This window comes from Bradyrhizobium sp. 41S5, assembly GCF_011516665.3.
GTDB classification, from domain to species: domain Bacteria; phylum Pseudomonadota; class Alphaproteobacteria; order Rhizobiales; family Xanthobacteraceae; genus Bradyrhizobium; species Bradyrhizobium quebecense.
Genome location: NZ_CP083721.1, coordinates 644,899 through 658,038 on the forward strand (window position 1 = coordinate 644,899; position 13,140 = coordinate 658,038).

A 13,140-nucleotide genomic window follows, 5' to 3' on the forward strand; every position below is an offset into this window, starting at 1 on the left:
AGATTGCGGCCGGATATGAGGCGCCGGCGCGCTCGGCTCGCAGCGTCGGGCGGGATCCTGATTAGGCAGGCGACCGACGAATAGTTCAGGGGATCGAGGCAAGCTTGACCTGGCTCAACGTTGGCAGCGCCGCCGTGCCCAACTAGACGATCATTTCACCTTGGTGGAGCAGGCACATGTATTTGGCCAATGTCATGGTTTACGTTGACCCTCAGCAGCCGGATGAGGGACAGGTTCGTGTCGCCGAAGGCATTGCGGACAAGTTTCATGCATCGATGATCGGCGTTTCAGCGTCCGCCATCGATCCGCCCCTTGTCGCCGAAGGCGTGATCATCGAGCAGACCACCGAGGATGATATCAAGCGCATGGGGACCGATCTCGCGGCGAAGGGCGAGTGGTTCAGGAAGATCGCCGGGCGGGAGCGCCATAAGGTGGAATGGCGATGGGCGCTGGAATCCCCGACTGCGTTCCTGGCGGAGCAGGCCAGGGTGGCAGATCTGGTTGTCTTCAAGCGCCGGAAAGCCCAGTCCGACAATTTCCATTACCTCGACTCGGCCGAGGCCATCCTGCGGATGGGACGTCCCACATTGTCGGTGCCGGAAGGCGTGACTGGCTTGTCGGCCGACCGCATTGTCGTCGGCTGGAAGGACACCCGCGAGGCCCGTATGGCGGTCCGCGACGCATTGCCCTTCCTGACCCGGGCTTCGAAGGTGACTGTCGCCGAAATCTGCACGTCTGACGAGCAGGACGCAGCGACCCGCCGCTTGCGGGATGTCGCGAGCTATCTCGAACGGCACAGCGTCAATTGCCAGTTCGACGTTCGCGTCCACACGGCCGAGCCGGACGCAGAGTACCTTGTCAGGCTGGCAAGGAACGAAGGCGCAGACCTCATCGTCACCGGAGGCTATGGGCATAGCCGGCTCGGTGAATGGATGTTCGGCGGCATGACGCGCGGCTTGCTGCAGCACGCCCCAATCTGCCTGCTGATGTCGCATTAGATCGGCTGTGTTCCCCCGGTCTGGCGCTGGTTGGTGGTCTGCACCGTGTGAATTGATCACGATCAAGGGCCGTGAGCCGGAATGCGTTCAAAATTGAACTGTATCAGAGGAGGCACATTGCCATGACACGCAACGTCGGACTCATTGATCAGTACGCCCGGATCATCATCGGCTTGGCTGTGATCGCATATACGCTGAGGGACGGCTCGCTTGGAGCAGGATGGCTGGTCGCCGGGACACTCGGATTCGTTCTGATCGCGACAGCATTCTTCTCGTACTGTCCGCTCTACACGTTGCTGGGAATCAACACTCGGCAGAAGTCCAGCTCGGTCTAGAGATAGCGTATGAATAGAGACATGACCCTTGCTGAGTTGCGCTCGCGACTCGATCGTCTCGGCGCTGGCGCTGTTCTAAGAATCTCCGATCATGATTATGAGCGGTTGTTTGGGATCAACGAGGTCGCTGCCGCCAAGGCCGCACAATTTGCCAGGAAGCACCATTGCGTGAGCGTTCCGGGAGACGGCTCGGTGTACTTCCGAAAATCGAGCCCCGACGCGTATCGTTCGGTCGAGTTGGTGCAGGACGCGCCCCCAACGTCACGCTGACCCCGAAATCCGTTCAACGAACCTTCAGTCGAGAGTGATGATGGTTAGAAGAAGCCGGAAGATCTCCCAGCCGGCGGCAACCAGCAATGCGCCGACGATCAGCAGACGGCCGTACCATGAGACGCTCGGACCGTTCCGAGGATGCCGGCGTCGCATCGGTTGGTCGAGCGTTGGCGCCGGCGCTGAGGTTGCGACGGCGTGAGCATCGCTATCGCTCGCGTCGTCCGGTCTCTGCTCATTCCGTTGCCGCGATCGATCCATTTGTGGTCAAAGCCATGTATCGTATAAGTACAATAGTCGCATTCGGGGGAAGAAAGGCCTTGATGCGGATCAACTCCGGTCACGCGGTCCCGCTAATGTGTGGCGTCTGCGGATCATCGATTCACCGCGGCATCGCTAGCAGGATGCTGTGGCCGTAGCGCATCGGGATTTCGTTCACGTGCAGCGACTGGGAGAGCGAGATGCTTTCCAGCCTCGGCCATGGCGAGGTAGCTGATCGTTATCAAAGCTATCGCACCCAGCAGCACAGGCGGCAGGCCGACGAAACCGAACAAGGAACCGACCGGTCCCAGCGCCAGGAAAATGCCGCAAGCAAGCGCGCCCAGCGAGCCCAACGCCAGGATGCGATGCGGTCGGCTGGCGCGCCATGGCGGCCGCCGCGTGCGGATCAGAAAAATCACGAGGACCTGGGTAGCAATGGATTCCAGGAACCAGCCGGTTTGGAATGCGGCCGCATCGGTGTGGAAGACCTTCAGGAGAATGGTGAAAGTCGCAACGTCGAACAGTGAAGAAATCGAGCCCATGATGAACGTGAACCGCAGGATATCCGCCATATTCCACGATTGGGGTCTCTCGGCATCCTCCTCGTCGATTTCATCGAATGGAATGCCTATCTCGGAGAGATCGTAGAGCAGGTTGTTCAGGAGGATCTGCAGTGGCAACAGCGGCAGGAACGGCAGGGCAATGGATGCCAGCGCCATGGATAGCATGTTGCCGAAATTCGAGCTGGTTCCCATGCGGACATATTTGGAGATGTTTGCGAACGTTCGCCGTCCCTCGATCACGCCCGCACCCAGCACCGAGAGGTCAGGGGCCAGCAGGATCATGTCCGCCGCGGCGCGTGCCACCTCGGTCGCACCGGCAACGGAAATTCCGACATGGGCGGCGTGAATCGCCGGAGCGTCGTTGACGCCGTCGCCCATGAAGCCGACGACATGACCGCGTTGACGCAAGGCCCGGATAATCCGTCTCTTCTGCTCGGGATCGATCCTGGCAAACAAGTCGACATCCTCGATCTGCGCGGCGAGCGCCTGATCGCTCAAATCGGCGATCTCGCCGCCGGTCAGGATGCGACCGGAGGGGAGACCGACGGCATCCGCGACATGCGCGACCACCGCAGCGTGGTCTCCTGAGAGCACCTTGATGCCGACGCCGCGTGCCTTCAGATCCCGGACCGAGTCGGCCGCATCGCGCTTGGGAGGGTCCGCGAAGGCGCAGAAACCGACCACCGTAAGGACAGATTCATCCACCGTCGTGACATTGACCCGGTCCGGCGCCATGTTTCGGATAGCGACGCCGAGCAGCCGAAAGCCCTGCCGGGCATGGTCATCCTCCAGACGAACGAGCTGAGTACGGTGGCTATCATCCAGCGGTCGGGCCAAGCCATCGACCTCGACCGCGACAGCGCGGGCCATGATCGCTTCCGGCGCGCCCTTGACGATCAGAAATCGGTCGTTGTCTCGCGCCGCAAGGACCGAGAGGCAGCGCCGCTCGTAGTCAAAGGGAATCTCGGCGAGCCGCGTCCAGGCGCTGCTTCCCGGCGGGCTGTCTGCGGCAAGTAACGCCTCATCGAGCGGGCTGTGGATGCCGGTTTGGAAAGCGCTGTTCAATCGGGCCAGCTCGAGCACCCGATCGCTGGGGCGTCCCGCAGGATCGAGATGTGCCGCGAGCGTGATCTTGGCTTCCGTCAACGTACCGGTCTTGTCGACGCATAGCGTGTCCATCGCACCGAGATCGTGGATTGCGGACAGCCGCTTGACGATCACCTGGCGCTTCGCCATCCGCTGCGCTCCGCGCGCCAATGTCACCGTCATCACCATCGGCAAGAGCTCGGGTGTCAGGCCGACAGCCAGCGCGACGGCAAAAAGGAACGATTCCATGGCTGGCCGATGTGCCATGAGATGGGCGAGCAGCACGAACAGCGTCAAAAAAAGCGTCAGCTTGAGAATGAGCAGGCCAAGCTTCTGGACGCCTTGCTCGAGGGCGCTTGGGGGATCGTTCGCTAGCAGGTCGGCGCTGATCATGCCGAAGCGCGTACGACGCCCGGTCTCGACGACCAGCATGACCCCGCTGCCGCCGACGACGCTGGTGCCGGCGAACAGGGCATTGCTCGCTTCCGCGGGCAGACTGGTGGCGCATGGCTCGGTCGTCTTGGCGGCCGGAAACGGTTCACCGGTCATGAGGGCCTCGTTCAGCTGGAAATCGCGGGTCATAAGCGCGACCCCGTCGGCCGGCACGAGGTCGCCGGTCCGCAGCTCAACGACGTCTCCAGGCACGAGCTCGCTCACCGGCAGCGCGACGATTGCGCCATCGCGAATGACATCGGCCTGAATCGCGACCGAGCGCCGCAAGGCATCGGCGGCGACTTCCGCGCGATGTTCCTGCAGGATGTCCAGCGTCAGCGACAGGCCTACCACAAGCGTAATGATCACAAAGCTCGCGAGGTCGCCGCTGAACCCCGACACCGCTGCCGCCGCGATCAGGATGGCGATCAGCGGGTTGACCAGACGATGTACGATCTTCTGCAGGATCGATCGCGTTTGCGATGGCTCTGCGAGGTTCGGGCCGATCCGGGCGAGCCGCTTCTCGGCCTCCCGTTGGCGCAAACCGCACCGTTGAGTGTCGAGACTACGCAGGAGCGAACTGGTTGGCTCGCGCCAGAACGCTTCAATGGCTGGGCCATACGCAGACGGCTTGAGCGGCATGAGAGTCTCGCGCTGCTGGAAGGATTGGCAACGAAACCTAGTGCGCCCGTTTGGGTCCGGGGTTGACGTGGCTCAAGCCGCCCGGGCTAAGACCCATTGCCAGCAATCCATTGGTGCCGAGGTCTGACAGCGCCGCTCGCGGCTTGATGATCCCGGAGTGGCTTGTTGTTGCTGGCCTGTTTCCGACCGCAATGGCTTGAGCTGCTTGGGAGGGCGGTCTCCGTAGGGTAGATTTGCTGACGCTTGGCCGCACCGTAGTTCCACGGTATATATAGTAACGTAAGCCCGAAACAATCGTTTCTTGGCTCCTATGTAAGGGGAATGAGCCATGGCTGATTTCATCTTCAGGGCGAACATCGCGCACTACAAGGAACTGCTGGCCGCAGAGACTGACGCACGGAAGATCGAAATGCTTCATAAGTTGCTGGCTGAGGAAGAAGCCAAACTAGCCGAGTGGCGCAAGCAAAACCCAAGCCCAAAGGCCGCAGAATAAGGTCCGTGCCACGATCATGGGCACGGCACGACCGAAGATCCGCAATCCGGATTGATGCAGATCAAGTCCGACGCCTCAGCGATCCGCTTTGCTTGGGTCGCGCAGATCCCCAACTGCGCGCAGCAGCCCACTGAAGCTGTCGGCTGGCGCAAGCTGGCAGCTTCTTTGGGGGGGCGCTGTTCGATCGGAGACCTGTAGATCCTGATGAGAACTTACTATTTCGACACGAAGGATGGTGTCCCGGTCCGGGATCGCATCGGACTTGAATTCGCGAACGCCGCTGCCGCGATCAGGCACGGCAAGCAAATGGCGAGCAGGATTCGCCGCGAGAATCCCTCTGGCGACGTCGATCGTCACGTGGTGGTCATCGACGAGTCGGGCGAGGAAATTCACCGGGAGGCGATCTATCCTGCCTGAAGACTGAGCTGGCGCCTAAACTGGGACGCCCAGGCGCCATTGGCACGATCGTCGAGGCCTGTCGCAAGCCTACAAGGGCTGATCGTCTTCGGTCGAGGGCTCTTCCTCCAACGAGACAAAGTCGCCACCGCCATAGTCCTCCTCCGGCGGAGGGTAGGTGATCTTCACCAATTGGTCGTCAACCCGCTTGACGCCCGCAACGTTCTCCACCGCCACGGTCGTGGCCTTGCGCGCATTGTCGTTCCGGATGTTGCCGCGCAAGCTGACGGCCCCGTCACGCACGCTCACGTTCAGCGCAGCGGGTCGCCAGGGCGCATGCGCCAGTGCCGCAATGACGGATGCGCAAATCTGGTCGTCGTTGCCGGAAGAGGAGGATAGGTCGAGGCGAAGGTTTGCGATGGCGGTCATGAAATCCGTACGTGTGACCATCCCGACCAGCCTTTTATCGTGCATGACCGGAAATCGCGTGACGCCGTGCGATTCCATGAGTTGAACGACCTGCTCGAGCGGGGTGTCCTCCTCGATAGTGATCGGGTTGGGCGACATGATCTGATGGACCTTGCGGCCGTATTGACGGGTGAAGTCGAGTGCGACCTGGCTCGTGCCTGCGAGCATCGCAAGCCAGCGGCCGCGGCGCTTCTCCGTTCCAACTTCCACGCGGCGGATGAAATCGCCGTCCGACAGGATTCCGACAAGCGCTCCATCCCGATCGACGACAGGAAGGCCACTGATGTGATGGGATAGCATCGTCTTGATGGCATCGATCACCGATGCGTCGGCATCGATTGTGATGACGTTCCGTGACATGATCTCCCGTACGCGCACGGCTTAGATCCTCCGACATAAGCTTATAATTCAGCTAACTTCTGTAAGGCACAAGTGTATTGATCCTTATCAACCGGACGGTCGTGTAATTGCGCTGATATGTTTGGTATTGGGCAGGCAACCGAGTTGGGCAAGCCGCCCACAGTTGGTAACGGTCCATGCTTTCTGATTGTTCGACCGGCCCCCTGACCGGCCGGAATGTTCACCGGAACCCCGCACCCCTGACGGTTCATCCGGGGAACGACGACAGCGTGCCCTTGGACCGCGATCTCCGGCTTGACGTGTGCCGAGGTCTTGCTCTCTGGTGCATCTTCCTCGATCACGTTCCCAATAATGTCTTCAGCTGGTTGACCCTGCGCCACTATGGCTTCAGCGATGCGACCGAAGTCTTCATGTTCGTGTCCGGCGTGACCTGTGCGCTGAGTTACAGCGATGTCCGCCGTCGTGATGGGTGGGCTTCAGTCTTCGCGCATACGCTGCTGCGAAGCTGGGAGATCTATGCGGCCTTCCTTATCCTGACCGTAACGCTTGCCGTGGTCGTGTATGGCTCGGGTAGCGACCAACTGGCGGACCAGGCCAACGTGAAGATCCTGCTGCAACAGCCGGGTGCAGCGCTGGCCCATGCCGCCATCCTGATGTATCGCCCGGTGAATACGGATGTCCTGCCGACCTTCGTGCTGCTTCACCTATCGTTTGCACCTGTCCTCTGGGGAGTGTTGAAGTTTCCGAACGCGTCCCTGCTGATCTCCGCGTTCATCTATGCGCTGGTCCAATTTCATGGCTGGAATCTGCCGGAGTGGCCGATCAATCAGTGGTACTTCAATCCGCTTGCCTGGCAGTTCCTCGTCGTTCTTGGGGCGTGGTGGGCGATTCGGGGCTACCGGATATTCGGGCGGGAAATCGTCTCGTGGCCCGTCGTTGCAACTGCGATAGCGTACCTCGGCCTTAGTCTCGTGATCACATTGAGCTGGGAGATCGAGCCACTGGCGTCCGCGATCCCGGGCTACATTGTGCGGGTGATCTATCCGATCGACAAGACGGATCTAGACCCGCTGCGGCTCCTGCATTTCCTGGCAATCGCGGTCGTCGTGGCGAGGTTCGTGCCGCCGAATTGGCGGGGATTTGCCAGGGGCGGCCTGAAGGGCGCAGTTCGTTGCGGCGAGCGTTCGCTCGAAACCTATTGTGCGGCCGTCGTGCTATCCTTGCTGGCGGGTTTGTATCTCACCGAAGTGTCCAACGGCATCGCGTCGCAGTTCGTGGTAAGCGCTGCAGGGATCGCGGTGCTCGTTCTGCTTGCGACATGCATGACCTGGATCGGCAAACGAAGCAGGCAACATCCAAAGCTGCTCTAAAGGGGCGCACCCCCTATGGTCGCAACCTAGACCGCTCGGCTATGCCGGGCCGTGGCGCGACCAAGGTGAGCGTCGAACGCCGAGGCGACGCTTCGGGCCAGGAATTCCGCGTCATCGTTAATCGAGAGGCGATCACCCATCATCGTCACGGCGCCGTCCGCGATCAGCCTGTCGAGCCGGGACCGATCGACGACGGCCGAACCAGGATCCCAGCGGTGTCGGCGGCACATTCCCGGCAGGTCCACGGCCATGTCGCACATGATGCGCTCGATGATGTCGGCACGGAAACGGTCCTCCGCGGTCAGCATGTAGCCCTTGACGGTGGCAAGCCGGTCCTCGGCGATGCGCGCAAGATAGTCGCGTGTCGCGACTGCATTCTGCACGAAGCCCTGCGGCATGCGGCCGATTGCGCTGGCGCCCAGACCAATCAGGGTCTCGGCAGAATCGTCCGTATAGCCTTGGAAGTTACGCCGCAGCCGGCCCTCGCGCTTTGCCATGGCCAGATTGTCGCCAGGGAGCGCGAAATGGTCGAGGCCGATGCGGATGTATCCGGCATCGATCAGCGCCTGCGCGATTGCTTCGGACTGACGATGCCGCTCGAGACTATCCGGGAGCGACGCTTCGTCGATCATGCGCTGGTGCTTCTTGAAGGAGGGAATGTGGGCATATCCGAACACGGAAAACCGGTCGGGCCGCAGCGCGACGCATTTGCCGACAGTATCCAGGCAGGACGCGACAGTCTGAGAGGGCAGGCCGTAGAGCAGGTCGAAGTTGATGCGACCGACGCCAGCACGGCGCAGCCGCTCGACCGCTTCCGCGGTCTGCTCAAGGCTCTGCGAACGATTGATGGCGTGCTGAACGACAGGATCGAAGCTCTGGACGCCAAGGCTCGCGCGGTTGACGCCGCTGTAGCCCAATGCCTCCGCCATCGGCTCGGTCAGGGTGCGGGGATCGATTTCGATGGCGATCTCGGCATCGGGCTGCACGAAGAACGAGTAACGTAGCGCGCTGACGAGATCGGCGAAGGTTTCGGGCGTCATGATCGTCGGGGTGCCGCCTCCGAAATGGATGTGGGAGACGGGCAATCGCTGACCGACCGCCTCCGCAACCAGATGCGCTTCGGTGCGAAGGCCGGCGGCGTAAATGGCGACCGGTTCGTCGCGCTTGGAGATGGAGGTGTGGCACCCGCAGTACCAGCACATCGACCGGCAAAACGGCACATGCAGGTAGATCGACGCCGGCCGGCGAGTTGGAACCGACCTGAGCCATCTCCGGTAGTCAGCCTCGCCGACCTCCGCAGAAAAATGCGGAGCCGTGGGATAGCTGGTGTAGCGTGGCAGCCTGTCCTGCCCATAGGTGATCGCCAAGTTCGACCGCATTCGATTCCTTGCCTCTCACTCGCCGCCGGCTCTCGGAGCCGGCGCGCTCTTCTCACGCCGCCATGATCCGGTTCGACATCACACGGTTGCGCAGTTCCACCCGGCGCGAGGTCGGAAGCGAGATCACGCCGTTCTGCTCAAGCTGGGTAAAGGTGCGTGACACCGTTTCGATCGTCAGGCCGAGATAGTCGGCGATATCCTGGCGCGACATCGGAAGCTCGATGGCGGCATTCTTGACGGCGCGGCGCGCCATGTCCTGAAGGAAGCCGACGACACGATCTTCGGCGCTGCAGATCAGGAGCATCAGATGCTCCTGGAAACGGCGCAGCTCCTGGGCCGTCGCATCCCACAGCTGCCGTGCCAGATCCTTTTCGTGGCCGGCACGGACCATGAGTGCGGCGCGCTTGACCACTATGACACGGGCCTCGGAGACGGCCTCAGCCGAGGAGATATGCGTCTCGCCGGCCTCGAAGCCGAAGATATCGCCGGGCAGATAAAATGCGCCGATCTGGCGACGCCCGTCTTCCAGAATCCGGTAAGTTCGGACGGCGCCGGAGATGACCTGGTAGAGGTATTCCGAGGCCTCATCCTCACCGTAAATCTCGCTGTTGCGTGCGAACCGCATCGGCGTCCCAACCATCCCGAAGGGCCCTTCAACGCGCGCCTGTCGGCTGAGGATGCTGGTCGGGTGACGGCTATTCTCGAGAGAAATGGCGTTCTGGGTCTGCATGGCGACGCTCCATGGATGGAAAGTTCGATGGAGGCAGATTGATCGCATCTCCTGGATTGGGAAATTTGGATGTTTCCCCTAAGTAGAAGCCACTTACGTATTTGTACGTAGGTCAAGGGGATACAGAGGAATAGACGGTGGCCGCACGCCGAGATGTCAGACTCTCGGCGCGCGGGGCGAAAAGCGAGGCTAAAGCATGATCCGGAAAAGTGTGAAGCGGTTTTCCGAAAAGATCATGCACAAACAAGAAGCTAAAGGGCGATGACGTTTCAACCTGATCTCATCGCGCTTTAGGTCCCGTTCTTGTCGGGATAGGCAGCGCGTGTGGTGGCTCGATTCCCGTCCTGTTCCTGACGCCAGCGCGTCGTGCTGCGATCGGTCAGGACGAGCGCGAGCGCAAAGATCGAGAAGATGAGACAGACGCCTGCGACGACAAGCAGTGTACTCATTGCCATGTTGAACTCCTCGATCTGATCAGCCGGCCGCCTTGATGTCTTCCGGCGATTCCACATAGTAGCCGGAATAACCGTCGACGAAGCAGAGGTGATCATGGACCTCCTTGACGCCCGAGGTGTTCTCGGCGAGCACGATCGCGGCCTGGCGCGCGCGGTCATCGAAGATCAGGCCGTGCAGATGCACGACGCCGTTGCGCACCCAGACCTGGAAGCCGGCGGGACGCCAGCCGGTGGCGCTGATTTCGCGCAGGATCCGCTCACGGATATGACTGTCGTCGGCGGTCGGGTCGGGAACCTCGCGCGCCAGCGATGCGACGGCCTGCAGGATGTCCGCCCGGGTGACGATCCCGACCATGGTCTTGCCATTCACGACCGGCACCCGCTTCACGCCATGCTTGTGCATCAGATGCACGATCTCGTCGAGCGGTGTCTGCTCGTCAACGGTGATCGGGTTCGCCGTCATGACATCCTCGACCTTGCGACCGCGCTCGTGCACAAAATCGGTCGCGGCACGACCCACGCCGGTGAACAGTTCCAGCCATGCTGAGCGCTTGTGGCCCGTGCCGATCTCGCCGCGCTGCAGGAAATCTCCCTCGGACACCATGCCCCTGAGCGTGCCGTCCTCGTCCATCACCGGCAGACCGCTGAGGTGACATCGCAGCATGATGTTGGCCGCATCCAGGATCTTCGTGTGCGGACTGACGGCGATGATATGCTTGGTCATGATCTGATGCGCACGCATGTCGGACCTCCGTGTTGAGAAAAATAGAATAAAGCTCCGTGCACTCCGCACATTGACCTGGCTCAACGGTCTGCTTGCCCGCGCTCCAGCGATTTCAAGAACAGAATGAAGTCGCCCACCTGGTCCGCCTCGAAGCTGAACTGGGGCATGGTCGGATGGCCGGTGACGATTCCTTCCGCCAGCGATTCCTGCAGCATCTCGACCGGATAGCGTTCGTGCAATGTCCGGAACGGAGGTGCTATCCTCAGCGGACTCGGGCTCACCTTGTCGATTGCATGGCAGCGGGCGCAGTAGAGCTGCGCAAGGCGACGGCCTTGCGCCTGGTCCGCAGCAGCTGGAGTCAGTGCGGCGCAGATCGCGCCGATGATGGCGAATCCGCGGGCCACATGCCTTGGAAATGTTCCGGCAGGATACTTCACAATTCGAGCCTCGCTTAGTGAGACATCAGGACCGGAACGGTCATCGCGCGCAACATGTCGCGCGTGACGCCGCCGAGCAGAGTTTCCTGCAGGCGGGAGTGGCCGTATCCGCCCATCACCAGAAGATCCAGGCTCTCATCCGCCGCGATCGACAGCAGGATCGACTGAACCTCCGACTTGGACGCCGGCAACGATGTGATCTTGGCCGGAAGACCGGCCTTGGCAAGATATCGCACCAGATGGTCGGCGGAGCTCTCCGCAGGGATAGGGTCAGGGCCATCGATGGTGATGATGGCAAGGGCGTCGGCCGCGCGCAGCAGCGGCATCGCATCATGCAGCGCGCGGGCGGCAAGCCGGCTGCCGTCCCAGCAGATCCCGATCCGCTTCGCTGAAAATGCGCCGTGGAACGTGTAGGGCATGAACAGGACGGGACCGCCGGCCTGGAACAAAAGCTCACGTGGGATCACATTGTCATAGCTGTTGTAGTCGCCCAGCGGCTGGGCGACCACGGTGAGGTCGTGCAGACGCGCGTTCGCGCAGATGATCTCGCGCGCATCGATCGGAAGCGCACCCACGGCGCGGGTCGCGTAGGATATCCCTGCATTCCGTGCCTCGACGTCGAAGACGCGCAGCGCCGCCTCGGCGCGTTCGAGGGCCTGATCGTGTTCGGCCTCGAACAGCGAGGCGACCGCCACCCCCCCTTCAGCGACCAACGGTACGCTGGCAGTCTCGTAGCCGATCGCCATTGCGTCGAGATGCGCGCCGATGCCGAGCGCGAGCGAAACCGATCCGTCGACCGCGGGACGTGGCGACAGCTCCGTCGGAATGTGGACCAGAATGTTCTTGAACATGGGCCGTTCTCCAAAGGGGGTGGAAGAGCAGGTATCATCAAAGCACGGCTCGAGACGGGTCGATTTGATCTGCCTCATGCGCGTTCGTGGATTCTGATTGAGCGAGATCAATCCATCGAGCGTATGCTTCGCGCTATTGTGGTGCCGAGCTTGGAGGAGCGGGCATGGCGCGCGTCGCATTGGTTACGGGTGGAAGCAGGGGAATTGGCGCGGCGATTTCGCGGGCCCTCGCTGCTGGCGGGTGCCGGGTTGCGGCCTGCTATGCCGGAAATGCGGACGCTGCGCGCCGATTTGACGAGCAGACCGGAATTCGCACCTTCCGGTGGGATGTTGCCGATTTCGATGCCTGTGCAGCTGGTGTCCGCGAGGTCGAAACGGCGCTCGGTCCGATCGACATCCTGGTCAACAATGCCGGCATCGTGCGCGACGCCACGCTGCACCGCATGACGAAGCCGCAATGGGACGCGGTGCTCCGAACTGATCTGGATTCGCTGTTCAACATGTGCAGGCCGCTGATCGAGGGCATGCGGGCGCGCAAGTTCGGAAGGATCATCAACATTTCGTCCATCAACGGGCAGAAGGGCCAGATCGGCCAGACCAATTATGCCGCGGCGAAAGCCGCTGAACTCGGCTTCACCCGCGCGCTCGCGCTCGAAAGCGCGCGGTTTGGGATCACGGTCAATGCGATCTGCCCGGGTTACATCAATACCGAGATGCTGGCCGCGGTGCCGACTGATGTCATGCAGAACTCCATTCTGCCGCAGATCCCGGTTGGGCGGCTGGGGCAGCCGGAAGAAATTGCCCGTGCCGTCGCATTTCTTGCTGCCGACGAGGCCGGTTTCATCACCGGGTCGACGCTGTCGATCAACGGCGGCCAGCACATGTGCTGA

Annotated in this window: 15 protein-coding genes; 7 read left to right on the forward strand and 8 right to left on the reverse strand. The window is 61.6% G+C overall.

Annotation, left to right across the window (positions count from 1 at the left end):
* Positions 1–176 precede the first annotated feature (176 nt).
* From HAP47_RS03115 to HAP47_RS03125, 3 genes are all read left to right on the forward strand, one after another.
* On the forward strand, positions 177–998 hold the full coding sequence (locus tag HAP47_RS03115; RefSeq protein ID WP_173639486.1) for a universal stress protein: 822 nt from the start codon (positions 177–179) through the stop codon (positions 996–998).
* 122 nt (positions 999–1,120) lie between these two features.
* Positions 1,121–1,333 carry a YgaP family membrane protein gene (locus HAP47_RS03120; protein ID WP_210285273.1) on the forward strand — a complete coding sequence of 71 codons (213 nt, stop codon included), beginning with the start codon at positions 1,121–1,123 and terminating at the stop codon, positions 1,331–1,333.
* Positions 1,334–1,354: 21 nt separating this feature from the next.
* Positions 1,355–1,603: a hypothetical protein gene (locus HAP47_RS03125; protein ID WP_231168728.1), complete on the forward strand. Its 249-nt coding sequence runs from the start codon at positions 1,355–1,357 to the stop codon at positions 1,601–1,603.
* Between the two features lie 374 nt (positions 1,604–1,977).
* Here the strand turns inward: HAP47_RS03125 and mgtA are convergent, their stop codons facing one another.
* Entirely contained in the window at positions 1,978–4,587 is a 2,610-nt protein-coding gene (mgtA, locus tag HAP47_RS03130) for a magnesium-translocating P-type ATPase (RefSeq protein WP_173639484.1), read from the reverse strand.
* A gap of 328 nt (positions 4,588–4,915) precedes the next feature.
* On the opposite strand from mgtA, the gene HAP47_RS03135 reads away from it, so the two are divergent.
* Positions 4,916–5,080 carry a hypothetical protein gene (locus tag HAP47_RS03135; protein WP_173639483.1) on the forward strand — a complete coding sequence of 55 codons (165 nt, stop codon included), beginning with the start codon at positions 4,916–4,918 and terminating at the stop codon, positions 5,078–5,080.
* A 204-nt stretch (positions 5,081–5,284) separates the two neighbouring features.
* A complete protein-coding gene (locus HAP47_RS03140; RefSeq protein ID WP_176396240.1) occupies positions 5,285–5,497 on the forward strand; it encodes a DUF6894 family protein in 213 nt (70 codons plus the stop codon).
* Positions 5,498–5,566: 69 nt separating this feature from the next.
* Here the strand turns inward: HAP47_RS03140 and HAP47_RS03145 are convergent, their stop codons facing one another.
* Entirely contained in the window at positions 5,567–6,322 is a 756-nt protein-coding gene (locus tag HAP47_RS03145) for a CBS domain-containing protein (protein ID WP_231168729.1), read from the reverse strand.
* Between the two features lie 251 nt (positions 6,323–6,573).
* Between HAP47_RS03145 and HAP47_RS03150 the strand changes: the two genes are divergently transcribed.
* The gene (locus HAP47_RS03150; RefSeq protein ID WP_231169054.1) at positions 6,574–7,674 is read left to right on the forward strand and encodes an OpgC domain-containing protein; all 1,101 of its coding nucleotides are present in this window, start codon (positions 6,574–6,576) and stop codon (positions 7,672–7,674) included.
* A 26-nt stretch (positions 7,675–7,700) separates the two neighbouring features.
* Here the strand turns inward: HAP47_RS03150 and hemN are convergent, their stop codons facing one another.
* The 6 genes from hemN to HAP47_RS03180 all read right to left on the reverse strand — a co-directional run bounded on the left by hemN (position 7,701) and on the right by HAP47_RS03180 (position 12,250).
* Positions 7,701–9,053, reverse strand: a complete 1,353-nt coding sequence (gene hemN, locus HAP47_RS03155; RefSeq protein ID WP_173639480.1) for an oxygen-independent coproporphyrinogen III oxidase — start codon at positions 9,051–9,053, stop codon at positions 7,701–7,703.
* A gap of 52 nt (positions 9,054–9,105) precedes the next feature.
* The gene (locus tag HAP47_RS03160; protein ID WP_173639479.1) at positions 9,106–9,783 is read right to left on the reverse strand and encodes a helix-turn-helix domain-containing protein; all 678 of its coding nucleotides are present in this window, start codon (positions 9,781–9,783) and stop codon (positions 9,106–9,108) included.
* Positions 9,784–10,073: 290 nt separating this feature from the next.
* On the reverse strand, positions 10,074–10,238 hold the full coding sequence (locus HAP47_RS03165) for a hypothetical protein (RefSeq protein WP_173639478.1): 165 nt from the start codon (positions 10,236–10,238) through the stop codon (positions 10,074–10,076).
* Positions 10,239–10,257: 19 nt separating this feature from the next.
* Positions 10,258–10,980 (reverse strand): CBS domain-containing protein, encoded by a 723-nt coding sequence (locus HAP47_RS03170; protein WP_173639477.1) that lies wholly within the window; start codon positions 10,978–10,980, stop codon positions 10,258–10,260.
* A gap of 62 nt (positions 10,981–11,042) precedes the next feature.
* Positions 11,043–11,366: a c-type cytochrome gene (locus tag HAP47_RS03175; protein WP_173640686.1), complete on the reverse strand. Its 324-nt coding sequence runs from the start codon at positions 11,364–11,366 to the stop codon at positions 11,043–11,045.
* A 47-nt stretch (positions 11,367–11,413) separates the two neighbouring features.
* The gene (locus tag HAP47_RS03180) at positions 11,414–12,250 is read right to left on the reverse strand and encodes a universal stress protein (protein ID WP_173639476.1); all 837 of its coding nucleotides are present in this window, start codon (positions 12,248–12,250) and stop codon (positions 11,414–11,416) included.
* A 164-nt stretch (positions 12,251–12,414) separates the two neighbouring features.
* On the opposite strand from HAP47_RS03180, the gene phbB reads away from it, so the two are divergent.
* A complete protein-coding gene (gene phbB / locus HAP47_RS03185; protein WP_173639475.1) occupies positions 12,415–13,140 on the forward strand; it encodes an acetoacetyl-CoA reductase in 726 nt (241 codons plus the stop codon).